The 26526-nt window shown below is 44.4% G+C and carries 12 protein-coding genes; 10 read left to right on the forward strand and 2 right to left on the reverse strand.

Annotation, left to right across the window (positions count from 1 at the left end; translation table 11 throughout):
- Positions 1-439: 439 nt before the first annotated feature.
- Together D7D25_RS02610 and D7D25_RS02615 are read right to left on the reverse strand one after the other, a co-directional pair.
- Positions 440-2254: a RagB/SusD family nutrient uptake outer membrane protein gene (locus tag D7D25_RS02610; RefSeq protein ID WP_122967411.1), complete on the reverse strand. Its 1815-nt coding sequence runs from the start codon at positions 2252-2254 to the stop codon at positions 440-442.
- 5 nt (positions 2255-2259) lie between these two features.
- Positions 2260-5370 carry a TonB-dependent receptor gene (locus D7D25_RS02615; protein ID WP_158602518.1) on the reverse strand — a complete coding sequence of 1037 codons (3111 nt, stop codon included), beginning with the start codon at positions 5368-5370 and terminating at the stop codon, positions 2260-2262.
- Between the two features lie 799 nt (positions 5371-6169).
- Here D7D25_RS02615 and D7D25_RS02620 point away from each other — a divergent pair.
- The 10 genes from D7D25_RS02620 to D7D25_RS17820 all read left to right on the forward strand — a co-directional run bounded on the left by D7D25_RS02620 (position 6170) and on the right by D7D25_RS17820 (position 26510).
- Positions 6170-7357 (forward strand): glycoside hydrolase family 105 protein, encoded by a 1188-nt coding sequence (locus D7D25_RS02620; RefSeq protein ID WP_122967413.1) that lies wholly within the window; start codon positions 6170-6172, stop codon positions 7355-7357.
- 21 nt (positions 7358-7378) lie between these two features.
- Positions 7379-8917, forward strand: a complete 1539-nt coding sequence (locus D7D25_RS02625) for a polysaccharide lyase family 1 protein (protein ID WP_255417151.1) — start codon at positions 7379-7381, stop codon at positions 8915-8917.
- 248 nt (positions 8918-9165) lie between these two features.
- A complete protein-coding gene (locus D7D25_RS02630) occupies positions 9166-13242 on the forward strand; it encodes a two-component regulator propeller domain-containing protein (protein ID WP_158602519.1) in 4077 nt (1358 codons plus the stop codon).
- Positions 13243-13441: 199 nt separating this feature from the next.
- The gene (locus D7D25_RS02635; protein ID WP_122967415.1) at positions 13442-16582 is read left to right on the forward strand and encodes a TonB-dependent receptor; all 3141 of its coding nucleotides are present in this window, start codon (positions 13442-13444) and stop codon (positions 16580-16582) included.
- Between the two features lie 16 nt (positions 16583-16598).
- Positions 16599-18164, forward strand: coding sequence for a RagB/SusD family nutrient uptake outer membrane protein (locus D7D25_RS02640; protein WP_122967416.1), 1566 nt, complete (start codon positions 16599-16601; stop codon positions 18162-18164).
- Between the two features lie 19 nt (positions 18165-18183).
- Positions 18184-18543 carry a DUF5017 domain-containing protein gene (locus D7D25_RS02645; RefSeq protein ID WP_122967417.1) on the forward strand — a complete coding sequence of 120 codons (360 nt, stop codon included), beginning with the start codon at positions 18184-18186 and terminating at the stop codon, positions 18541-18543.
- A gap of 91 nt (positions 18544-18634) precedes the next feature.
- On the forward strand, positions 18635-21589 hold the full coding sequence (locus D7D25_RS02650; RefSeq protein ID WP_122967418.1) for a chondroitinase family polysaccharide lyase: 2955 nt from the start codon (positions 18635-18637) through the stop codon (positions 21587-21589).
- An 82-nt stretch (positions 21590-21671) separates the two neighbouring features.
- The gene (locus tag D7D25_RS02655) at positions 21672-22892 is read left to right on the forward strand and encodes a glycoside hydrolase family 88 protein (protein WP_122967419.1); all 1221 of its coding nucleotides are present in this window, start codon (positions 21672-21674) and stop codon (positions 22890-22892) included.
- A 344-nt stretch (positions 22893-23236) separates the two neighbouring features.
- Entirely contained in the window at positions 23237-26287 is a 3051-nt protein-coding gene (locus D7D25_RS02665; protein ID WP_122967421.1) for a chondroitinase family polysaccharide lyase, read from the forward strand.
- A 7-nt stretch (positions 26288-26294) separates the two neighbouring features.
- On the forward strand, positions 26295-26510 hold the full coding sequence (locus D7D25_RS17820) for a hypothetical protein (RefSeq protein WP_148038827.1): 216 nt from the start codon (positions 26295-26297) through the stop codon (positions 26508-26510).
- Positions 26511-26526 lie beyond the last annotated feature (16 nt).

Raw genomic sequence — 26526 nt, forward strand, 5'->3', positions numbered from 1 at the left:
GCGCTAATTTTCAATCGAGTATCCGGACAGATAGTTTAAACTGATTTCGACCGGACACTTAGTATATATAATTTACATTATCTTTGAAAAATTTGTGATGGTAAAATTATTGCATATTAATGAGATATTTAGTGGAAAAATTGGTTTTACTGCGTAGACATTTTGGTTTTTGCTTTGTCACTGATCAGTGGTTATTTGATTTTTTTCGTTTGATAAAAAGGATTCGGATCTCAGTTTCCATCTCCGAAAGGGTCAACGATATCTTGCCTTGGGAGTAGATGTTCAATTCTTTCACTTTTCCCTCTTCCCATTCCAAGTTTATTTGATTTTTAATAACGTCCCAATTTTAATGCGACACTAGTGGCTAAAAATAAATCTACTTACCCATTCAATAAACAGGCAAGTAGATTTTGTTGAAAATTACTCTAAACAAGTATTATTAATATCCAGGATTCTGATCATCGGAACTCAACCCTTCATTGATATCAATAGCCGATTGGGGAATAGGCCTGTAAAGTTTCTCACCGATAGGATCTGATCCCAGATTGCCGGAAAGATAGTCATAGTTGTAGGTATAGAACATATCTTTCAGCATGCCTGTACGTCGTAGTTCGGGCCAACGTCCAGAATACTGGCCAGCCAGTTCTTTTCCGGACTCTTTCAGGTAGGCTTCCAACGCACCTTTCTGTGAACTAGGCAACTGAACGGTTAAAGGAGAACCATTCCTCGAATTGGCTGGGCGGGCAAGCACCCTGTTGAGATAGGTTTGTGCTTCCGAATAATTTTCTTCACCGATGCACGCTTCAGCATATAACAACATGGTTTCGGAGAGGGAAGCAAGTACAATATCCCGGTAGCTCTGAGTCTGACTAAAGACCACTAACCGGTCCATATCGAACTTCTTAATCCCCGGCTGACTAAAGTCATTATTGAATCCTGAACGCCAGTAGGTCTCATTCTCTTTTTGGGTTGGAAAATGTTCGAAAAAGGGGTATATCCTCAAATAATTGCCCCCGTTCGGGTTCAATGCATTCACAGGAGGTATGTCCGCATACTCGGGGCACCATTTCTGTAAGAATTCCTTCGCACCGAAGATCAGATTATTGTCGTTATCTGTCATGGTCACATCGTTAAACTGACCATTCGATACGCCCTTGGTCAGTTGGATATAGTCTTCAAACATCTCTTCCGATCTCTCCCAGGCACGCGGGTAAATAGCGGTAATAGCATTTACCCCGGGTATATTTCTCCCCTGATAGTAGTCATAATAATGTTCCCAGATTGATAACATGAAAGTGGCTTCATAACGTGTATCATTTTTGTCAAACCATGAATTTAAGGCCCAACTGGGATATAGGCTGCCAGCCATGTATTTGTGACCTCTTTCGTTACCCCCCAGATAAGGGCCAAATACAGACTCCTGGTTGTTACCGTTAGTGGTACTTGTTATGGATTCAGCATCGTATTGTATGGAAAAAATAAATTCTTCGTTATTCTCATTCGAAGGGCTCCACAATTCCTCCATGCTGTATTTCAATTCTCCTCTGCTCGAGATCACACTTGATGCATATTCTTTTGCTTTAGTAAAGTCGTTTTGGTTCCTTAGATCCCATCCCCGGGTCAGATAAACTTTTGCCAGATAATGATTGACAGCATCTTTGCATATCTGTCCGTCTGTTTTGGTTTGAGGCAGAGGACCGGCCAGGGAACTTTCCAGCTTACCAATCACATAATCGTAGGAAGCCTCTAAAGACATTCTCGGCATATCCATCCGGGGGGATTGTGTATATTCATCATTGACCACGATGCCTCCAAACTGCTCAATTAATAGAAAATGCAGAAATCCCTTAAGGAAATCATATTCTGCCTGATACAGATTTTTATCGGCTTCGCTGATATCGGCTATAGAGAGATAATGTTCGGCAGTATTTACCTGTTGCAAAACATTATAACAATCCGAATAGAAACTGCTTACATCGCCATTGGTATCGTATAAACGCACATAGTCATAAATTCCGTTCTCCGTCATACCTCTCGGCATTTGGTAAAGGTCGGTACCGGCCAATAAAACCAACGGTGCTTCGCTGTAAATATTCCTCAGGCTGCTGTACACATTCACTCTCAGCGTTTGGTATCCCTCTGCCGTTGAGTATAAATCAGCATTTGAAATACCCGCTTTATTATCTTCATCAAGGAATCCGCTACAGCTATAGAATGAGATTACTAAGATTATTGAATATATGATTGGTTTCATTTTGATTAGAATTTTAAATTAATACCTAGTTGATATGTGACAGTGGAGGGCCCGTTCCCGTTTTGGAGAGAGGTAGTTGCATATTCCGGGTCCCACCCTATATAATCGGTAAAAGTAAAAGGATTCAACACGTTCACATAAACCCGGGCATATGAAATACCGGATCTGTGCAGCAGATTTGCGGGGAGTGAGTAACCCAGCGTAATATTTCTTACTTTCACGAATGAGGCATCCTGGTATCTTCCGTTGCCACCATAAAAATTACCGGTAAACCCGTTTATGGGGTATTGGGCATTCGGCGTTTCGGTGGAAGTTCCCCATGGCGCCCATACCTGTCCGTTCTCATCGATGGAGAATGGCATGCTCCAATCAAAACGGGCTACATCGCCCGGAATATAATAATCCATATTCACTTTGGGGCGTCCCCGTTGATTATTGCCTGCAGGACTGAATTCAGCCAGAAAATTATCGTCAAGAAAGACTCCCTGCCGGGTATATATATTAAATCCGAAATCGAAGTTCTTGTAAGCCAGATTCGAGCTAATACTACCTGTCCATTTCGGATCGATTTGTCCCAGAATAATCCTGTCTTCTGTCGTCATTCTTCCATCGCCATTGGTATCTATCGCCTTGGCATAACCGGGTTGGAGGGCTCCCATATCGGTGCGCTGTTGTGCGCTCATCGCAGTCCATTCAGTATGACTGTATACACCATCTACCAGATAATCATATATCACATTGATCGGTTTACCAATAAATCTGGCTTCATTGATCACATCTTCCTTCTTTCCGTATAAGCTCCGGATGGCATTTTTATTCATTGCAAAAACAAGTGTGGTTCTCCAGTCCCAATCTTTTGTCTTTACGTTGAGGGTGTTCAATGTGACTTCAAAACCCCTGTTATTTACAGAACCTATGTTATCCACCATACTCGATACTCCCGACTCAATCGTGAGCGTTCTGTTCATTAATAATCCGTCTGACAGTTTATCATACAAGTCGATAGTCCCGTTAACCCTGCTATTAAAAAAAGCAAAGTCAATCCCGAAATTAAGTTCTCTGGTCTTTTCCCAGGTCAGGTTTGTATTTACCGGCGCTCCGGTACCGAAACCGGAAACAATATTCCCGTTGAAATCATAATAAACAGTATTGCCTGTATTGGGTGCTGCCTGCGTACCATACGCCGAAACCCCGTTATTATTCCCTGAAAATCCATAACTCAAACGCAGTTTCAGGTTGTCTAACCAGCTTTGCTGCTGCAGGAACGACTCCTCAGAAATCCTCCAGGCCGCAGCCACCGACGGGAATGCCGCCCACTTGTTTGCCAGTTTTGAACTTCCATCATAGCGAATTGTACCTGTCAACATGTATTTACCTGCAAAATCATAATTTGTCCTGGCGGCATACGACAGCAATGAGGTCTGTGAGTAGGAACCGCTACTGTTTCCATACTGCACCGTACCGTTAAAGATATTATACCATTCCGAGTTGTAGGGGAAATCTTCGGCATACACGTTGAGCCTCTCATACTGGGTTTTATACATAGAACTAATCAGTGTAAGATTCAAATTATGCAAGCCGGAAAAGCTCTTTTGATAATTCATCACATTGTCCCATGTCCAGTCAAAATACTCCCTGTTGTCATTGGCAGCCTGGTTTCTTGTACGATTAGCATTGGCTTCCCTGTAGTAACCAATCCGGGTGCGGTTGAAACGGGGTGAAAGAGTGGCTCTGAACGAGAGGTCCTTGATTGGCCTGAACTCCAGAAATGCACTTGCCAGCACATCAAAACGACGGGTCTCATTAGAACCTGACTCAATCTCGATGAGCGGGTTGGCCGATGAGGTAAAATTACCGTCTCCCTGTATCTCTGCTGCAATTCCCGGTTGTCCGATCAATTTCCCTTCCTCATCATAAGCTTTCAAGACATTGGGCAAGCGTAACAAATCCCTGTAACCATACTGGGATCCGGTATTCACTATTTGATGTGAAAGGATGAAATTGGCACCGGCGGAAAATTTATCATTTATCTCATGGTTGATTGATCCGTTAAGGGAGTACTTATCCATCCGCTCCAGGAGGAAATTTCCGATTTCATTTTGAAACCCCATGCCTATATTATAGGTGATATTCCCTCCCATTCCCATTATATTTAAGTAATGGTTCTGCTGCGATCCGCTCTTGGTCCCTAAAGAAAGCCAATCGGTATAATCTTCATTATAAAGGGCCGTGTTGACTATTTTGGAGTTCTGTGTGACAGCATTTCTATCAGAGGCGGTAAGAATATATTTATTATTGGTGCCGTCCCATGTATAATACCTTGAAGTACGAAAATCTATCCATTCCCTTCCATCCATAAAGTCGGGGATCCTGGCAATATTCCTTACTCCATAATATCCGTCGTAGGAAACGGTAGTCCTGGCAACCCGCGCAGCACTGCCTTTTGTCTGGACAATGACCACACCGTTGGAGCCACGCGAACCATAAATCGCTGTAGATGAAGCATCTTTAAGCACATCGATCTTTTCTATATCCGAAGGATTAAGAAAGTCGATATCTCCCACTATAACCCCGTCGACAACATACAATGGGCTGCCTCCCTGTAATGAGTTTTGTCCACGAATCTGAATGTTGAACGAAGCCCCCGGTCTGGTAGAATTGGTAATAATATCCACACCGGCTGAAGCTCCCTGTAAAGCTCCCATTACAGAACTTGTTCCTACCGAAGTAATCCTGTCTGAAGAAACAGAACTGATAGATCCCGTCAAATCACTCTTTTTCATCGTGCCATAACCAACAACCACTACTTCTTCCAGGCTGGCCACATCTTCTTCCATTGTGATATTTACCACACTACCGGTAATAGGTACTTCAATATCCTTCATCCCGATGTAAGAAACCTGCAGCGCATCGGCCAATCCCGGCACGGTGAGAGTGTAATTTCCGTGGATATCAGTAGCTGAACCGATACCGGTACCCTTTACCATCACATTGGCTCCAATAATAGGTTCGCCCTGTGTATCTCTCACCACACCTCTGATTGTTCTATCCTGAGCAAAAACATTCAGGGAACAAAAAAACAGCAGTAGCAATCCGACTGAAAATCTCAGCCTCATCCTAAATTCATTTTTCCTGTTCATGTTTATTCACATTTAGCAAATCAATTTATCTATAAGTAATAAGGTAAGTAGTCGTTATTGGAGAGCGTAAACTTTTACCTGGCCCTGATATCCTGTTAATCTTACTCTCTGCGTCAGATTAAGAGATATTACATTTCATCAATATCGTATTTATTTTTTTAACTTAACTAAGTCCTCATAATTTAAGCTGCATGATCTTTGATTTTTCCCATGCTTGTTACTTCGGTTAGTATTGGGATCACACATATGGAGGCTGAAAGTTATCATCTAAACTAATTCTGTTGAACTACTTACGGCAAATTAAATAATAAACCACAAGACAGAGGCGGACAGATTGTTTTTTAAAGGGTGGTATTTTGATTTATCAGGTATTCAGATCGTATCCCCATGAATAGGCTGCACAACAGTAATGTCAGGATGTTCATAATCGCCTCATCATTGGCCTTGTTGATCATCCAGTCCACAAAGGTCCTGAAGAAGTTTCCTTCACCAAATTGAAGGATTCTTACCGGTAATAGGTGTTTCTGCGCAGTTATGTTGTGAGGTTCTTATAACCCGACAATCTATAAATGAATATAAGCTTGTTTATGCCGACAAAACTGCAGATTTTTATGAATCTGCAATCGATAAAACAATCTGTCCACCCTATAAAACCAATTTATACAACTTTCATTTATAAATAAATAGTAATATTGCAAACTGTAGATATAAACTGTCGATTCACTAAATCGAAAAACAAGGACGAATTAATTTTATCGATTTAATCAAATAGCGTATGAGTGGTAAGAAAACGTCAGTACTGCTTTTAGTGCTTATCACCATTTTCCTGAGTTGCGGTGGCGGGAAAGAAACGCCTCTCGATCCCTATTACGTGAGAATGGCCGATTCGGAAATGAAAAGATATCCGGAAAGCTGGATGGTCGACTTTTCGGATAAGATCAAATGGAATTATACCCACGGCCTGGAGCTTCAGGCTATTATCAAAGTAGCGGAAAAAACCGGCGACGAGAAATACTTCAATTACGCGGAGAGTTATGCCGATACGATGGTCAATGAGGATGGAAGCATCAAAACTTATCAGTTGGAACGATACAATATCGACCATGTCAACCCCGGAAAAATGTTATTCCCCGTCTATGGAAAAACAGGGAATCCCAAATACCTGAAAGCGCTACAATTACTCAGGAGCCAGATGGAAACGCACCCGCGCATCTCCAACGGAGGCTTTTGGCACAAGTTGATCTACCCGCACCAGGTATGGCTGGACGGATTGTATATGGCTTGTCCCTTTCTCGCCGAGTATGGGAAGACTTTCGATGAACCGGCTCTGTTCGATGAGGTGGTATTGCAACTCACCACCGCCTGGGAGGATCTGATTGACGAAGAGACCGGCCTATTGTATCACGGATGGGATGAGCGCCGCGAACAACGCTGGGCCGACCCCGTGACAGGAAAATCGCCCAACTTCTGGTCAAGAAGCATTGGATGGTATATGATGGCGTTGGTAGATGTGCTCGATTTCATGCCGGAAGATCATCCCAGAAGGAGCCATATCATCGATTTATTGAATACCATATCTACCACGATTGATCAATATCGTGATCCCGAAACCGGTATGTGGTACCAGGTGACAAACCTGCCCGACAAGGAAGGAAATTACCTGGAATCGTCGGGTTCTATCATGTTTGTCTATACATGGGTGAAAGGGGCTCAGAAAGGCTTTTTGCCGGCAGAATTCGCCGACAAGGGAGCAACTGCCTACAATCAGTTCCTGAAGCAATTTATCCGTGAGAACGGCGACGGTACCATTTCCGTCACAAACGTATGCGCCGTGGCGGGGTTAGGGGGAGAAAAGATATACCGTGACGGCAGTTTCGAATACTATATTTCAGAGCCGGTAAGAGACGACGATCCCAAAGCGGTAGGCCCGTTTATAATGACCAGCATGCTGCTGGAAAGATAAAAACCAACAAACGATCCAACCATGAGTCTACATTCATCCCTCATCAAGTTAACCGTGACGCTTCTGCTCATTTCAACCGGGGTAGCAGCACAAATCCCTGCCTTCCCCGGCGCGGAGGGGGCCGGCAAATATACTACCGGAGGAAGAGGAGGCAAGGTGCTGTATGTCACCTCCCTGGAAGATTCGGAACAACCCGGCACATTGCGGTGGGCAGTGAAACAGAAGGGGCCTCGGACCATTCTCTTCAAGATATCGGGCCGTATCCGCCTGAAAAGCCCTTTGAAGATCAATCACGGCGACCTCACCATTGCCGGCCAGTCCGCTCCCGGCGACGGTATCTGTATCAGCGACGATGAAACCGTGATCAGCGCCGATAATGTGATCATACGCTTTCTCCGCTTCCGACTGGGTGATGAAACAAAAAGGGCTGTAGATGTCCTTTCGGGATACGGGAATGAGAATATAATCATCGACCACTGCAGTATGAGCTGGGCTATCGACGAGCTCTCTTCTTTTTACGATAATGCCAATTTCACCATGCAGTGGTGTTTCATCACCGAAAGTCTGAGAAACTCCTTTCACGGAAAAGGGAAACATGGCTACGGTGGCATATGGGGAGGACAGAATGCTTCTTTCCACCACAATCTCCTAGCGCACAACGACAGTCGCAATCCTCGTTTCTGCGGTAGCCGCTATTCCAACCGGCCCGGGGAGGAAAAGGTGGATTTCAGAAATAATGTGATCTATAACTGGGGATCCAACAACATCTATGCGGCGGAAGGGGGTAGTTATAATATCATCCACAATTATTACAAATATGGCCCGGCTTCAAGCAGCGGCTCAAAGAAACGGCTTATAAATCCCGACGCGGATAATGGAGAAAACAAACAACCGAAAGGAACTTACGGGCACTTCTATATCAGGGGAAATTATCTGGACGGAAATCCGGAGGTGACCCAGGATAACAGGCTGGGGATCGAGATGGGCAGGTCGTTTACTGAATTTGCCCCGGATGTTACCTTGAATGACATTATCACCGACGAGGAATTTTCATTCTTACCCGTCACCACGGACAAGGCGGAAGAGGCATACGGGAAAGTGTTGAGATATGGGGGATGCGCTCTGGTAAGGGACATGCATGACCTTCGATATGTGGATAATGTAAAGAACCGCTCCTACTCTTTCGAAGGATCCGGAGGAAGCACCCACGGATTGATTGACAGTCAGAATGATGTAGGCGGCTGGCCTGAATATAAAACCTATGATAAGTATGTTGACTCTGATTCCGACGGTATTCCCGATGGTTGGCTGGAAGAGAATTATCCGGGAAAAAAAGCGGATGAAACGGATAGCAACGGATACACTTATCTCGAAGTTTATCTCAACAGCCTCGTGGATCATCTGATGGGTGGGGGAACCGCGGATTTTATTTTCAGCCCCTCTACCGCATGCTTCGAAAAGGGTAATATCCATTGTAAGAAAAACTCACATGTTACCGCGGCAAGCACACCCAAAGAGGTGGAGTTCGGGTATATTCTCAACAACTGTCACCGATTTTGATCTGAAAATGCGCAAAACCAGAATCGAATCGCCCATCGTCACTACCGATGATAATGACTATTTTATCCGTTTATTATCTTCCTTGAATTGTAGTTTACAATTTGATTGCTATATTTGTTTCCGGATTCATATATCAGGAGGGTATAGTGGAAGATATGCATGAAAAGACAACGGTATGCTTAAATAAGAAAACAACAGTTCTCTTTAATAGAAATTTTTTCTCATTTTGCAGGAAAGAAAGGGTTCTGTTGCTTTTAATCCTGTTCGCACATCACTTTTTCACCTATGGTTCCGGCGATATCAATTTTTCAAAAATCGGTATTGAAGAGGGGCTTTCACAACTTTCGGTAATGACCATTTACCAGGACGAACTGGGTAATATATGGTTTGGCACACGGGAAGGTGTAAATATCTATAACGGGATCACCATGCGAATCCTTCAGTCCAAAGGGATCTCAGAGAATTCGCTGTCGGGCAATTTAATAAAGACTATTTGTGGCGATTTGAAAGGTTCAATATTTATACACACCCAAAACGGAGTAGATAAATTCGACATCAAAACCGAAACCATATCACCATTGGTGAAGATGCAGGTAAATGCCATGAATTATGGTAACAACAATTTATGGTATGCAAAAAACAATGCTATTTATATTTATAAAAATGGGGAGAATTACCTATTTTGCGAGATTGAGGGCGGGGATCAGATAATCACCCTTCTTCCTGTTTCCGACAATCGTCTTTTCGTTGGGACAATCTCATCGGGAGTCTATGAAATTGACCAAAATAAAAAAGCGCACAAGATACTTCCTCACTGCAGCCGTGTATCATCCCTTTTCGAAGATTCAGATCATAATATATGGATAAGTACTTGGGAAAATGGCCTTTACAAGATTGAAAAAGATAAGGGGATTTTAAATTACAGGAAAAATCCGGTCAATCCGGCTGAAGGATTATCCTCCGATTTTGTAAGAGCGGTACATGAGGACGATTACGGAGATATATGGATTGGAACCAAATTAGGATTGGACAGACTGGACAAGGAGCAATCGCTATTCCACCACTATGACTCCGAAATAAATGATGACCGACACCTTTCAAATGAATCGGTATGGTCTCTGCACAAGGACCGTTTCGGTAACATATGGATTGGAACCTATTTTGGGGGAGTAAATTATTTCAACCCCACACAGAGCATTTACACTTTCCACAATTTGGAAAAAGGGATCTTTACCACCAAACCTTTTCCCGTTATCAGCGAGATAATTCCGTACAAAGAGAATACCCTCTTCCTTTGCACCGAGGGAAATGGACTAATCATCTATGACACAGACAATAAAAGCTACAAGAGCCTCTCCGGGCTACAAAATGAGAATATCAAATCGGTCTATTACGATGAAACAAATGAAAAATTGTATTTGGGACTACATTTGGGAGGGTTAAGCATTTTAGATCTTCAAAACTACTCAATCCAGACATATCGGGATATCAGGCCGGAGTTGGACCAATCGAATGTTGTGAGAAAAATACTGCCCTATAACACCAACTATCTGATAGCAACCCACAATGGGCTATATCTATTTGACAAAGAGACTGCTTCTTTTTCCGTATTCTCGGAAGAACTTCATCAACATACTACTTATTTCGTAGATATTGAGATAGACAATGCAAATAATTTATGGGTCGCCAGCCGTGGTGTATACAAGTATAATATCAAGACCAAAGAGATCAAGCCTTTTTTTCATGATCCGAACAATGAGAAAACCATAAGCAACAACGATGCGACAAAAATATTCATCGATTCCCTGAACAGGCTTTGGATCGGGACAAGCGGCGGAGGAGTGAACTTGTTTGATTATACCACGTCTGTATTTAAGCGGTTTACCGTGGAAAACAGCGGTCTCAGGAATAATTACATAAGCAATATCACCGAGTCTCCCTTGGGATACATATATTTGACGACAACCCAAGGGCTTTCATATATAAGTCCCAAAGATAGCATAGATATCTATCCTGTCTCACACGACGGATTGTCCATCCACTCTTTTTTCAACGGGGGAATTACCATAAAACAGAACGGGGAAATTTATGTGGCAGGGATGAACGGGATGATTTCATTTCAAGAACAAAGCATATTGAGTGATCTCGATCCCATACAACTACATTTCAGCGATTTGTGGGTTAATAATCAAAAAGTTTCACCACACGATGAAACCAAATTACTTAAAACAACACTCCCTTATACCGAAAGCTTGCAATTCAATCATAAACAGTCTATTCTAAAATTTGAGTTTGCCTCCGACCATATCATCGCGCATAACCAATATCAGTATTTGTATCGGGTGAAGGGGTTGTCAAATGAATGGATCCTGCTAAAAGACGGCATCAATGAAATAAACCTCATAAACCTCAACGCTGGTAAATATACCCTGGAATTAATGGGGATATCTCCCCGGTCGAAAGTTGAACTGGGAAGAGCTCATCTCCCTTTCAAGGTAACTCCACCATTCTACAAGAGTACTGTTGCTTATATGTTGTATCTCTTGACTGCCATGGCATTGATAGGATCCTATATAAGATATGCGAAATATAAAATCAGACTGGAATCCTCATTGGAGTTCGAGAAGAATGAAAAAGCGCATCTCGAAGAGGTGAATCAATCGAAAATTAGGTTCTTCACAAATATCTCACATGAATTCAGAACACCACTCACCTTAATTGCAAGTTATGTAGATATGCTATTGAAGGAAGACAAATTATCGCCGCAAATATTCTCAGGTATCTCAAATATCGGTAAAAATACCGCTTTGATGAAGAACCTGATCGACGAATTACTGGACTTTAGGAAAATCGATAATGGAAAGCTTTCGATAAATGCAGGAGAATATAATATTGTAGATTTTCTACATGAGATATATCTCACTTTTGAAACTTATGCCAAACATAGGAAAATCATTTATTCATTCAGCACATCAGACGATATCATTCTGGTATGGTTTGATCAGCATCAAATGCAGAAGGTTTTCTTCAACCTCATATCAAACGCGTTTAAATATACTCCGGAAAATGGCAAGATAGGAATATATATCCATCAGGATAGCGAGAATGTGTGTGTCTGTGTAAGAGATACCGGTATAGGTATCTCCGCGGAGAACATAGAGAAGATTTTTGACAGCTTTTATCAGGTTAACAACGAATACAATTCAGATAGTATATCATCCGGTACAGGTTTGGGATTAGCTTTAACAAAAGGTATAGTGGATGCACACCGCGGAGAGATAACACTCGAGAGCAAACCGGGTCAGGGGAGCAACTTTCAAATCTTCCTGCGGAAAGGATCAGCTCATTTCCACGATAAAGAAAAAATTGAAACAAGAAACCCCAATGATATAACTGTCCAAAAAGTCAAGGATTATTTACCGGAGAAGAACTCTTTGGTCAAGCAAGAGCAAAATCAATTTACTCGCTTTGCCGAACGAACAATTAACAATCGGGAACCAAGCGACGCCAACACTCCAAGCTTATTGAGCTGTGGTGATAACTCGAAAAGGGATGATCCGGATAAAAACCGGAGCCGTATCCTCATAGTGGAGGATAATGAAGAGTTATTGGATGTTTTAAAAACGGTTTTTGCTCCGGCTTACGAAGTCATAACAGCCATCAATGGAGAAGAAGGGTTGTTTAAAACGATTGAAAGTCAACCTGACATTGTACTGAGTGACTTAATGATGCCCGTGATGTCGGGGAGTGAGATGTGCCTAAAGATAAAAAACAATTTCGCGGTTTGCCATATTCCGGTAGTCCTTCTTACAGCGCAAACAGCTATAGAGTCCAATATAGAGAGTTTACAATTTGGAGCGGACGATTATATCACCAAGCCTTTTAACCTCCCAGTGCTATTGGCCCGGTGTAACAATCTGGTAAATAGCCGGAGAATATTACAGGAACGATTTGCCCAATCCACCGATTTTAACGTAAGTGTTGTCACAGCCAACGAAATCGACCAGGCCTTCCTTGAAAAAGCCAATAGAATAATTGAAGAGAACATAGACAACCCCGGTTTTGGGATTAACGAATTCTCACGGAAAATGAGTTTGGGCAGAACGAGCCTGTTTAATAAGATCAGAGGGATTACCGGACAAACTCCCAATGATTTTATTATTACTGTAAAAATGAAAAAGGCTACCTTTTTACTATCCAACCATCCCGAATTGAATATATCTGACGTCACTTACCGCCTCGGATTTAATTCTCCAAAATATTTCTCAACATGTTTTAAAAACCAATTCGGGATGTCTCCTTCTGAATACAGGTCCAAAAAGTAACTAACTGATAATTTGCATTTTTATCTTCACACAACAAAAAAAGTTAAATCTTTTCAACTGTACTAAAACCAACCCTTTTTGAACTTTTTTGAACCTTCCATCGATATCCCGTCCATAACTTTGTCGCGAGAAATTAAAATTTGAAGGATAAAAAACTTTAAATCTTTTTTATTTTAATGACTATTTAAAACAGACCTAAATGAAAACTTTAAATTTAAAAACAATTACCGTTCTTTTGATACTTCTGATACCCACGCTCGTGTTGGCTCAGAAAAAAGTATCCGGGATCGTATTGGATGAACGAGGTGAAACACTGCCTGGTGTCAATATTATTATCAAAGGCACATCAAGAGGTACGATAACCGATTATGACGGGGCGTTCTCTATCGCGGCAAACTCAGACGAAGTGGTGGAGGCCTCTTTTATGGGATTTGAGTCTCGAGAAATTTTGGTAGGGAACCAAACAAAAATCGAAATTGTATTGAGAGAAGCCTCCGTCCAGATTCAGGAGTTAGAGGTTGTAGCCGTGGGCTACGGTGATGTGAGAAGGAGAGACCTGACCGGGGCCATTGCCTCGGCAGATTTGTCGGAAATAACCAAAATACCGGTGAATAATATCGCCCAATCATTGGGGGGCCGTATCGCGGGGGTCCGGGTATCTTCCGATGATGGGGGATTAGGTAATAACTTCAGTATTACGATCAGAGGCACAGGGTCCTTGACACAAAGTACGGCTCCGCTATATATCATAGACGGATTCCCGCTGGAGTCGAGCAATTTGGGAGCGCTTAATCCCAACGATATCGAATCCATTGACGTGCTAAAAGATGCTTCCGCTACCGCAATTTATGGTTCCCGCGGTGCCAACGGGGTGGTAATTATCTCCACAAAAAGAGGGATTGCAGGCCGTCCCCAAATAGAGTATAACGGCAACGTTACGGTCAGCAATATAGCCAAAAAACAAGAGTTGCTCACAGGTTATCAGTTTGTTGAACTGCAGAAAGAGATCACGATGGACTACGATGTTTTTGCGGAGAACTATTTACGTGATGGGCGGACACTCGAGTCATACAAGACAGAACCCGTGTATGACTGGCAGGATGCGATCTACAGGACTGCCATTACAAACAATCACTACCTTTCACTATCCGGTGTACAGGGAAACATGCAATATTCCACTTCCGGTTCCTATTTAAATCAGGAAGGAATTATTGTCAATTCGAGTTTAAACCGGTATCAGGGGAGAATAAGCTTAGACCAGAAGTTATATGAGAACAAATTGCGGGTAAGAATCATCTCTAATGCCACACGAACGGAAAGGAACGGAGCCGACCCGACAGGAGGCGCCACCTCTGTAAGCAATGCTCTCATGTATAGTGTATGGGGATACCGTCCCGTTTCACCATCCGGTAAGAATCTGATGGAGGAACTTTATGACGACGCGATAGAGATGACAGAGGATTACCGTTTTAACCCGGTTCTGTCAGCATATAACGAGCATCGTAAGACGATAACCGATAATTTAAGTATCAACGGGATGATCGAATACGATATCATCCAGAATCTGCGCCTGAGAACCACCGGAGGTTATCAACTGGTCAATTACACCACGGAAGAGTTTAATAACTCAAAGACAAGAACCGGTTTTTATCACAATAAAAACGCTTCGTATAAGGGCGTGAACGCGTATTACAGTCAAAGAAGCACAGACCGGTTGCTGAATGAAAACACACTATCTTACCAATTCAGGAGAAAAGGGCATAATGTGAATCTGTTAGGCGGGATCACTTTTCAGAAAGAATCGTACTATGCACACGACATGACAAGCACCTTCATTACAAACGAAATTTTTGAAATGGCCGGGTTTGGCAGAAGCAGCGGTACTCCTTCGGTGGGATCATCCAAGGGAGAAAATACCCTGTCGTCCTATCTGGCCCGGGTGAACTACAATTACAAGTACAAATATTACGCCACAGCCTCTTTCAGGGCCGACGGCTCTTCCAAGTTTTCACCCAAGAACAGATGGGGATATTTTCCTTCCGCTTCGCTCGCTTGGACATTCAGTCGTGAAGATTTCCTGAAGGAGAGCAATATTCTCACCAACGGGAGACTTAGGTTAAGTTATGGCCAAACAGGGAACAACAGGGTGGATAACTATGCCTTCAGAGGTATGTTGACGACAGGTGACAACTATTTGTATCCGTTCGACAGCAATAAATCTATCGCGTATATCCCCAGCAGCATGCATAATGAAAGCCTGAAATGGGAAACAACCGACCAGTATAATGTGGGACTGGACCTGGGATTGTGGAGCGACAGAGTGAATATCGTGGTAGATTATTATATAAAGAACACCCGGGATCTCCTGCTGCAAGCAGATTTGGCACCCTCTTCAGGATATCCCACCTCCATAATGAATATAGGTGAACTGCAAAACAGAGGGCTTGAATTTTCAATCCAAACTAAAAACATACAAACCAAGGATTTTCAATGGAATTCTTCATTCAACATTTCATTCAATAAAAATGAAATCTCAAAATTAAACGATGACCAGGTAGCCATGACGAGATCAATATACTGGGATAATCAATACAGGACAATGCCAGCCTATATCAGCCCCATTGGTAGGTCTGCGGGATTGATGTATGGTTTTTTATATGAAGGAACCTATAAAAAAGAAGATTTTAATATCACTGTAAATGACAACGGCGCTGAAGTGTATACGCCCAAAGAAGGTGTAGTGCTATATTCGAAAGAATCGAGGCCCGGAGACCCTCGGTATCGGGATATCAACAACGACGGGGTAATCAACGACAATGACAAAACCATTATCGGGCAGGGACATCCCATCGCGATCGGCGGGCTCAACAATAGTTTTGCATACAAGAACGTTGATCTCAGCTTCTTTTTCCAATTCAGTTTAGGAAACGATATTTTAAATGCCAACAGAATGGTTTTTGAAAACCCCCATGGAAGAAGACATACAAATATGTTTGCAGCCTATGCCGACAGGTGGACCGAAAATAATCCCACCAGCGACATTCCCAGGTCCAGGGCAGTGGGTTCACAAGAGTACAGCAGCTTGTACATTGAAGACGGTTCTTTCATCCGGTTAAAATCACTCTCACTGGGATATAATTTTCAGCCGAAACTTCTGTTACGCTTGCATATCGCAGCGGCAAGGATTGCTTTTTCGGCAGAAAATCTACTTACTTTCACTTCATACTCGGGGAACGACCCGGAGGTCTCAACAAGGAATACCGTCTTAACCCCCGGTTTCGACTGGTCGCCTTACCCACGATCCAGGAATTACTCCGTATCACTTAATCTGACATTTTAAAAAGCAAACAAGGAAAATGAAAAAAACAATATTCACACTGTTATTGGCACTGAGCCTGGGATCATGTAGCGATTTCCTTGACACGCGCGCCTACAATTTCGTATCGCCGGAAGAGTTTTATCAAGACGAAAATGATGCCCGAATGGCGTTGGCCGGTGTTTATTCGGCTTTGGCCACGGAGGATGTATATGGCAACAGGTATTCCTGCATGATTTCCAACATCGATGATCTGAGTTTTTTTGCTCGTCCGGCTACGCAAACCGTTTCAGATGTGTTCGGGAATGGGCATAATACAAGCAACACCGATATTTACAATGCATGGACCGCGATTTATAAAGGTATCGAAAGTGCAAATATCCTGATGGAAAGGATAGGAGGCTCATCAATCGATGAGCCGGTAAAGACCCGGATCAAGGGAGAGGCCAAATTTCTCAGGGCCTATTATCATTTTCTGCTGGTACAAGCATGGAAAGATGTTCCCATCAGAAAAGAGTCTTTTAAGGATGTTTCGAAGTCGACATTGGCCGCCACTCCTCAGGCGGATGCCTTGGACTGGATTATCGGTGAGATGGAGGAGGTTCTGCCGATGGTGGATGATGAGGTCTATGACAAGCGCCCGTCGTACGTAAAAAAGACAGTCGTTGAAGGTGTGCTGGCAAGGGTTTGTCTTACCAGGGCGGGATATCCCACCAACGGAGGGAAACCATATTACGAGAAAGCAGCCCGATATGCCAAATCGGTAAAAGACTCCGGGAAGCATAGTCTCAATCCCGATGTATATGAAATGTGGAAGCGGATGGCAAGTGACCGGTACGATACCGATTATAACGAGTCGATGTGGGAAGTCGAATTCATCGGCGCGAGGGAGCTGGATGGCAACTGGACAAACGGGCGTATCGGGAACGTGATCGGGAACGTACAAAAAAACGGGTCCACGGAAGGATTGGGATACAGCTACTGGTTCTACTCAGGATCATTGATCCTATGGGATCTTTTTGACGCGCATGACAAACGCAGAGACTTGTCAATGGCTCCTTATCAGATTGATGCGAATGATAATTATGTATACTGGAAAGCGAACCAGATTGTACAGCGTGCTTGCGGTAAATTCAGAAGGGAATGGGAAACTATTATGCCCAGGCACAAAAATTACACACAGGAGAATTATCCGATCATCCGGTATGCCGATGTGTTATTAATGCTGGCTGAAGCAGAGAACGAAGCAAACCAGTCACCCACCCCCCTGGCATATGAAGCCCTCAATATCGTCAGGGAAAGGGCCGGTATCGATCCTCTTTCGGGACTCTCGTATACAGAATTTCAACAGGAAATTCGTGATGAGAGAGGCAGGGAACTATGTTTTGAATCACTGCGAAAATACGACCTGGTAAGATGGGGAATTTACACCGACGCGATCCAGGCATTGGGGGAAGCAACCTATAACAGCAGATGGCCGGGTGGAAGCAACTACTCGACAGCGCGCGCTTTTGCCGAAAGAACCCAGAAAAAACATGAGTTCTTACCCATTCCTTTAAGAGAGCTCTCTATCAATACCGAGTTAGAACAGAATCCATTGTGGTGAAATTTAAAGTTTGAATCATATGAAGTCTTTTTATACAATTTTGTTTTTGATACCTGTTTTCTTTTTATCCTCCTGCGAGGATATCCTGAAGGATGTGGATTTTACCGTAACGCCAAACAAAACATCCTACACAGCGGGAGAAGAGGTTGTTTTCAGGTTTGCCGATGCCCCCGATTGGGTGACTTTTTACTCCGGAGAGGAAGGCCGTACTTATCCGGATTCTTACGGAACAAGCATCAAATCAATAACCAAGGAGTTACTCACCTACGCATATATTTACGATTCACCGGGGAGTTACCAGGTAGTTTTCGTTGGTGGGAACACCAATTACAAAGGGAACAAAGAGCAGGTCATAACTATGACCATTACTGTTAATTAGCCATATTGAAAGAAGATATGGGTCACAGGAAAAATAGATTGTTTTTCCTGCGACTGGTGTCTTCCCGGCCAAATTAAATGATGAATCACAGATGAAAAAACATCAACTCATATCCCTGTTGATAGTGTTTACCGGAGCATTTGCGCTCTCTGCGCAAAGTTTTGAAGGGAATGCCATTCCGTCCACGATTGTGGTGGATGACAACACAAGTAAATTGTCACTGAGTCGGGATTACTTCAAGGATGGGGCACAATCTTTACAGTGGAATTGGAGGGCGGAGAAGGCCTCACTTTTGTTCACTGACGCTGAAATTCATGGTGTCGTTGATTCTTTCGACCAAAGAAGCGGCGTAAAGTTATGGATATACAATGAGACTCCTCATTCATATCCTCTGGTTTTCCAATTCAGGGATACGAACAACACCATACAATACACCTTTGACTTCAATATGAACTTCACAGGCTGGAGGGCGGGTTGGATTGCCTATAGTGATATGTGGACTCCCGACGGAGGGAAAACTTCCCGGCAGAATGTGGTTTCAATGGAGATTATTTCTCCTGAAAATGTTCCAACGGGAAAACTCTGGATCGACAGGATGGAATTCACCAGTTCTGTGGACAGACAGGCTATTCCCGATGCACAGATACCCGAGAACAACCGGAACCTGAACAGGGAAATATGGCATTGGGGACTTCTCCACAAGTGGGAACAACAGACACATGACATAGATATCCCTGCCCGGTTAACTCCCCGGGAATCAAAACACCTTTCCCTCGTGTATGATCAACTCAAGCTATCATCCAAAAAGAGGAGCTTGTCCGATAAAGAAAAAAAGCAACTCCAACAACTTATCAATCGTTTTGCTATCTCGGATGACGGAAAGAGGGGCGCTCCCCTTATGCAGAAAGATAACATGTTGCCGGGAGATGTTCACTTCGGACATTTGGACCAGTTATTGGACCTGTCAGCCCGGGGATGGTATATGGATGGAGACAAAGAAGCCAAACACACATTCGTGAAAGCCATCCGGTACATGCTACATCAGGGTTTTGCCTACGGGAGCGGAATGGGGACGAATCATCACTACGGGTATCAGGTCAGGGACCTGTTCGGTGCGATATGGTGGATGGAAGATGTACTCAAGGAACAGGGATTATGGGAGGAGACACGCAGGGCAGTTACTTATTGGAGCGGCCTGCAGGAAGCGCGTCAACCGTTTAATAATCTGAGAGATGAAATCACCGACTCATGGAATACCCTGATCATTCCCCGACTGATCTGCGCCCTCTGGGGTGATAATGAAAATGAGCGTTTTAGAGACTTAAAAGAACTCTCCCGATGGGTAAACGGATCAATGAGGTTCTCTCCCGGCACCATTGGAGGCATCAAAATAGACGGTACAGCATTCCATCACGGAGGGCACTATCCGGCTTATTCGATTCCCGGCCTGGCTTATGTCGGGAGATATCTGAAGTCTGTGAACAATACCCTGTTTACCTTGGATGAAGAGGCTTTTCAAGTATTAAAATTTGCCTTGTTAACAATCGCCCGGCAATCCAATCTGCGGGATTGGGGTATCGGAGTGTCGGGAAGGCACCCTTTCAATGGCTCCATCAACAAAAACGGCATTCTGACATTTGCCTATGCAGCTATGATTCCGGAAAAAACGGATAAAGAACTCGCGGGCGAATATCTACGTCTGATGGAAGGGGCAGGAAGATTTTCCGAAGATAATATCCTAATTAAACAATTCGAGTCGGAAGGCATCAAACCCAATCCTTATCCTCAGGGGTTTTATGTATACAATTATGCTTCACAGGGTATCTACCGGTACAATAAAAAAATGGTCAGTTTAAAAGGATTTACCCGAAACGTATGGGGAAGCGAGATATATACACGTGATAACCGCTTTGGCAGATACCAGAGTTACGGATCGATACAAATCATCGGAACCCCCTCTCCCGAGGCGGTAAATGGAGGATTTCCCATTACGGAAGAGGCAAGCAGGTACAGGGAGCAAGGGTGGGATTGGAACAGGAACCCCGGGACAACCTCCATCCATCTCCCTTTGGAGTTGCTGAACTCACCTCTCAGGGGAAGCGATATGTTGCGCCAACCGGAGTCATTTGCCGGCGCCAGTCGCCTGAATGGCGGTGAATCGGGAATGTTCGCCATGAAATTAGGTGAGCGGGACAGGGAGAACTTTTCCCCATCATTCAAAGCACATAAATCGGTCTTCACTTTTGGAAACAGGATTATTGCCCTTGGTTCGGCAATAGGGAATGAAAAAGGAGAATATCCCGTCGAGACTACACTCTTTCAACAAGCATTAGTGGAAGAAAAAGAGGAAATTACTGTCAACAAGAAAAAGATAACAGAGTTTCCTTATCGCCATACAGTCGAAAAAAACAGTGGAGAAAACCTTCTCGTGAAAAGTCTAACAGGCGATTATTTCTACATTCCTTCCGGTCAATCATTCGTGATTGAAAAGAAGACGCAAGATTCCAAAGAGAATAAACAGATGAATCCGACCCAGGGTAAATTCGCCACAGCCTATATCGATCACGGAGTGGCTCCGCAAAACGAGACATACGAGTACATGATATTGCTGGACGCAACCACATCCCAATTATCCCAACTGAACAAAGGAATTACCGGATATGCAGTGAAAAGGAAGGACAAAACGGCACATATCGTGCTGGATAATGAAAGCAACACCGTGGGATATGCAATCTTTGAAGAGTTGACCACCGATGCGGACGAGTTTCTCCTTAGGAGCGACAAGGAAATCATGATCATGTTACAACCCGCAGCCAATCAGCTCAACATGAGTATTTGCCATCCTGATCTCAATTTAGGGGAGTATACCTACACCACTCCAAAAGAAAGCCAACCGGTCACCAAAGAGATCACCCTAAAAGGACATTACTCCCTGGATAATCCGGTAGACTCCATATCACTCCGCATTTCGGGGGACAACACAGTGATTACAGGGATATGCCGGCATGGCATACCCATAGAACTCAGATTGCATAAAATCGATTAAAACAACATAATTTTCAGATTATGAACAACGGAAAATATTTCATCCACCGGTAAATATAAACACATAGAATAAAAAAATGATAATGAGAAGGTTAACGATATTATTTTTCCTTACTACCGCTTTCGTCGCATGTACGGAAAAAAAGGGACAAAAGCAGTCTACTGACCATAACGATCTATTTTCAGAAGTAATAAAAACAGCGGAACAGCAAATAGGGTATCAGGTGAAGCTGATCGAAGAATCGGGCAAAATATTGAATCCAAGGACAGTCGAAAACGGGTATGTGCGATACATATCTAAAGACGACTGGACCAGCGGATTCTTTCCCGGGACCCTGTTTTACATGTACGATCTGACAAAAGATCCTAAGTGGCTGGATGCAGGAATAAAATATACGGAAGACCTTGACTCCATCAAACATCTCAAATGGCACCACGATGTGGGTTTCATGATCAACAGCAGCTTTGGAAATGCTTTAAGGGCCACCGGTAATGAGGCGTATAAAGAGGTGATTGTGGAAGCGGCCAATTCGCTGGCTACACGGTTCAGACCTGCCGCAGGCGTGATCCAAAGCTGGGATGAAGACAGGGGATGGCAAGCGAAACGGGGATGGATGTGCCCGGTGATCATCGACAACATGATGAACCTGGAACTGCTGTTTAAAGCGACCGAGATCTCAGGCGACTCAACCTATCACAAAATAGCTGTATCTCACGCCAATACAACCCTGGAGAACCATTACAGAAATGACTGGAGCTGTTATCATGTAGTAGACTACGACAAGGAGCAGGGTGGCGTGAGAAGCAAACAGAATGCACAGGGTTATGCAGATGAATCGGCCTGGGCGCGAGGACAGGCATGGGGGCTTTACGGCTTTACCGTGGCCTACAGGTTTACGCACGACGAACGTTATCTCACCATGGCTGAGAAGATCCGCCACTTCATTTTTTCCCATCCCAATCTACCGGAGGACCTGGTTCCCTACTGGGATTTTAACGCCCCGAATATTCCCAACGAACCCCGCGATGCTTCCGCTGCCGCCGTCATTGCCTCCGCCTTATATGAACTGGTTACTCTCGGACTAAAAGAATACGAGGAAACCGCCGATAAAATAATGACCTCGCTTGCCGGAGAGGCATACAAGGCAATAGTGGGTACAAACGGCAACTTTTTACTCATGCATTCGGTGGGAAGCATCCCCCACGGCAACGAAATTGATGTGCCCATCAATTATGCCGACTATTACTTTCTCGAGGCATTGGCACGGAAAAAAGAATCGGGGAGTAAATCTTTCTTGGATTAATAATGCGGAATCCAGGATTGAAAAACAAGATACATGAAAACGATCGCCCATTTTCCGAATTTATGTACGAACAATCCGTTGGAGGATCTGACTTTTGGGAAACCAACCGGCACACGAAAAACATATTGGATTAATTTTTTGCTCTTTTCCCTTGGGTTCAATGCTTGGGACAATGAGCGGAATTTTTCTTCCAAGGTAATGATTTTCAGGCGAAACAAACAAGACAACACTTGTCTCACGGATGATAAACAAATTAATTATAAAGGATATTAATAAAATAGATTCTTTCAAAAACATATCCGGGACGTGGAGTAGATCTGCACCCCGGAACAATCTGGATTTTTATGCGAAGGTATTTTCTCTCATGGGCTCTCTCTTGTATTGTCCTGTGTATGGTATCGGCACAAGATTATAAGGAATACAATCATGAAAGCATATTTTCATTTGAACAAATGACCGGGAACGTGTTTAACAGCAAAAAATCGTCACTGGCTGTTGTCGATGACCATTTTAAACACTTGAAACATAGTTTGAAATGGGAATGGAAAAGTGCGGGAGCAAAGTGGGGAATAAAGCAAGACATTGGTTATAAACATCCTAAAAAAGCGGATGATGCGTACATCTCTTCCTTTGTGTTTTGGATATATGCAAAAGAACCCATAACCGAAAAAAAATTGAAGGTGGAGTTCCTGAAGCAGGGGACAGTGCAATGCTGGTTTGATTACGGACTGGATTTTACCGGTTGGCGGGGCGCTTGGATTGCCTTTGATCGCGATATGCAGGGAAAGCCGCAGGAGGGGATGGACGAGGTCCGCTTCTCCGTACCGGGTCAACCTGCCGGCACGCTCTATTTTGACCACCTCATCCTCTCATCCATGCAAGATGCCAGACATCACACAGCCGATTTCCAGGCCCCTTTTATCAACCGGGCAACCTCCAATCACTGGCTCGTTCTGCATGAATCGTGGATGAAAAAGTTCGATCTGCCACTAACCGATGCCTCACCGCTTGAAATCAATGACATACGCGAGATTGAAAACAGGGTGAAGGACTATTTGCTGAAAGGCCGGAAAGCAAAACCGGTGCACGAACTGGAAAATCAGGTGCGCCAATATCAGATCACGGAGAACCCCGACAAAACCCTCAAAGGGGTGCCGCTCTTCTTCGAGCGGTTCGGTGAAACCTATCAGGCGTTTGGAGCCGAAAAATATTCCGGGATATATAACAACATATTGGGAATAAGCCAATTCAACACCACTCTTCTGAATCTTTCCGTGGCATACAACCTGTCGGATGATGAATCGGAGAAAAGAGCAATGGAGAAGATGTTCGTGAAAATGATCCGCCACATGCTTGATCAGGGCTTCCAGGCAGGCAGCGCCATGGGCACGCTTCACCACCTCGGATACAGTATGCGCGATTATTACCCGGCTATTTTTCTCATGTCTGAAGTTTTAGACCGCCATCGGTTGAAAAATCAACTCCAGCAAGCCATGGAATGGTTTGCCGGCACAGGAGAAGTAAAAACAGCCCCCCTGACGCCCGGAATGGATGTGGATACTTTCAACACCAACCTGATAGCCAGATTAACCAGTATTTTAATGATCGATTCAATACCCGATAAAGTACGCTATATGCAGGCTTTTTCCCGATGGCTTGACAACGGATATCAATATGCCGATGGTACTCGGGGAACTTTTAAGATTGACGGCACCATGTTTCACCATCGCCACAATTACCCCGCTTATGCGGTGGGAGGACTTGATGGAGCCGTGGCAGCCGTTTATCTGCTGAGAAACACTCCTTTCAGAATATCGGAACAGAGCCATAGAATATTAAAAAAAGCACTGCTGGCCATGCGGACATATTGTAACCTGCAAACCTGGCCGTTATCGCTCTCGGGGAGACATCCCGACGGGGAAGGAAGCCTGAATCCCGAGCACTTCGCTCTCTTGGCCCTGGCAGGCACACCAGACGGGAAGAACGACATCGACAAGGAAATGGCAGAGGCCTATTTAAGACTGGTTACCCGGAACACTGACCATGCGCTCCTCTTTCTCAGTAAAGGCTTTACGCCTGAAAAATCGCCGGCTGGAAACCGCACATTCAATTATTCCGGCCTGAATGTGCACAGGAGGGACGACTGGATGGTCTCCGCCATGGGTCACAGCAGGTATCTGTGGGCCAGTGAGGGCTATCGCGGTGAGAATCTTTACGGAAGATACCTCAACCATGGTTCTTTGCAAATACTGGCTACGGGCGACCCAGTCTCGAACCAGGGCTCGGGATTCCGGCAGGAAGGATGGGACTGGAACCATTTTCCGGGTACCACCGCCACCGTACTTCCCATGGAGCAACTGAAAGCCGATGTGAAGAATGTGGATAATCAGTCGGGATTCGAGGAGATGCTGCTCTCCGATGAATCCTTTTGCGGGGGAATCTCCATCAGCCACCAAAATGGGGCCTTCGGCATGAAACTGCACGAGCATGACAAATACAACGGCTCGCTGCGGGCCAGGAAATCGGTCTTCTTTTTCGACAACAGGGTTGTGGCATTGGGCAGCAACATCGAGTCCGCGCTACCGGAAGAGACGCACACCACCCTGTTCCAGGTTTACCTCGGGAATGAAAAAATGCCGTTCCATCTGAATGGAGAGATGCAGAACAAATTCCCCTTTCAGTGCGTCCTGAAGGGTGGGCATAACCTGCTCTCGGATGGATTGGGAAACTATTTCCATGTTCCAAAAGGAGAGGTGATTTTCAAGAAAGAACTGCAACACTCCCTGCACGAGGAGACAGGGGCTCCCACGCAAAACAACTTCGCACTGGCGGCCATCAACCATGGGCCGGCCCCCGCGAATGGATCATACGAGTACATGGTTCTCGTACAACCCTCACAGGAAGAGAAAGAGAATATCCATCGTGAAGGTTCCGCGGCAGGTGCTTTCTACAAGGTGCTGCAACAGGACTCACTGGCTCATATTGTCCGCGACAGAGAGACGCGGACCACCGGCTATGTCCTTTTTGAAGCGGGAGCGATATCAGCCGATGAACTGCTGCGAAAGGTGAACCTGCCGGCTCTGGTCATGATTCGGGAAATCGACCCGGACAAGTTGATCCTCTCCGCCTGTGATCCCGATCTCCGCTTTTACGAAGGAGCTTCGGACGAGGTGTATGATGCCGACGGCAAGAGGGCGGAGAGAAGCGTCTACTCCAGGGAATGGATCGATAACCCGGCGGGGATTTCTTACCTGAATGTAACGCTGGACGGAAGCTGGGAAATGGGTCTGGCCAACCCTCACGCAAGAATCGTTGAGAGCGGTAATGACCACACCCTCGTCGAATTTGAGTGCCGGCACGGATTGTCACAAGAGGTATTGCTCATTCGTAAATAAGATTAAGATGAAACAACTCATTTTTACAGCCGTCACAGGCTGCCTGGCCACGGGACTGCAGGCGCAACAGCCCCACATCATCTACATCATGACCGACCAGCAAACAGCGTCGGCATTGGGCTGCGTGAAGGCAGGAACAACAGCGTCATTTTCCCACCTATCCGGTAACCGGTTATTCGGCCGAAGACTGACAATTGTTCGACATGCAAACCGACAGGAGTGAACGGATCAATCTTGCA

Source organism: Proteiniphilum sp. X52 (assembly GCF_003712195.1).
Lineage (GTDB): Bacteria > Bacteroidota > Bacteroidia > Bacteroidales > Dysgonomonadaceae > Proteiniphilum.

Bases quoted from the DNA above. Each gene is read 5' to 3' on its own strand.
- D7D25_RS02610 (WP_122967411.1), bottom strand. From the start codon at position 2,254: ATGAAACCAATCATATATTCAATAATCTTAGTAATCTCATTCTATAGC.
- D7D25_RS02615 (WP_158602518.1), bottom strand. From the start codon at position 5,370: ATGAGGCTGAGATTTTCAGTCGGATTGCTACTGCTGTTTTTTTGTTCC.
- D7D25_RS02620 (WP_122967413.1), top strand. From the start codon at position 6,170: ATGAGTGGTAAGAAAACGTCAGTACTGCTTTTAGTGCTTATCACCATT.
- D7D25_RS02625 (WP_255417151.1), top strand. From the start codon at position 7,379: ATGAGTCTACATTCATCCCTCATCAAGTTAACCGTGACGCTTCTGCTC.
- D7D25_RS02635 (WP_122967415.1), top strand. From the start codon at position 13,442: ATGAAAACTTTAAATTTAAAAACAATTACCGTTCTTTTGATACTTCTG.
- D7D25_RS02640 (WP_122967416.1), top strand. From the start codon at position 16,599: ATGAAAAAAACAATATTCACACTGTTATTGGCACTGAGCCTGGGATCA.
- D7D25_RS02645 (WP_122967417.1), top strand. From the start codon at position 18,184: ATGAAGTCTTTTTATACAATTTTGTTTTTGATACCTGTTTTCTTTTTA.
- D7D25_RS02650 (WP_122967418.1), top strand. From the start codon at position 18,635: ATGAAAAAACATCAACTCATATCCCTGTTGATAGTGTTTACCGGAGCA.
- D7D25_RS02655 (WP_122967419.1), top strand. From the start codon at position 21,672: ATGAGAAGGTTAACGATATTATTTTTCCTTACTACCGCTTTCGTCGCA.
- D7D25_RS02665 (WP_122967421.1), top strand. From the start codon at position 23,237: ATGCGAAGGTATTTTCTCTCATGGGCTCTCTCTTGTATTGTCCTGTGT.
- D7D25_RS17820 (WP_148038827.1), top strand. From the start codon at position 26,295: ATGAAACAACTCATTTTTACAGCCGTCACAGGCTGCCTGGCCACGGGA.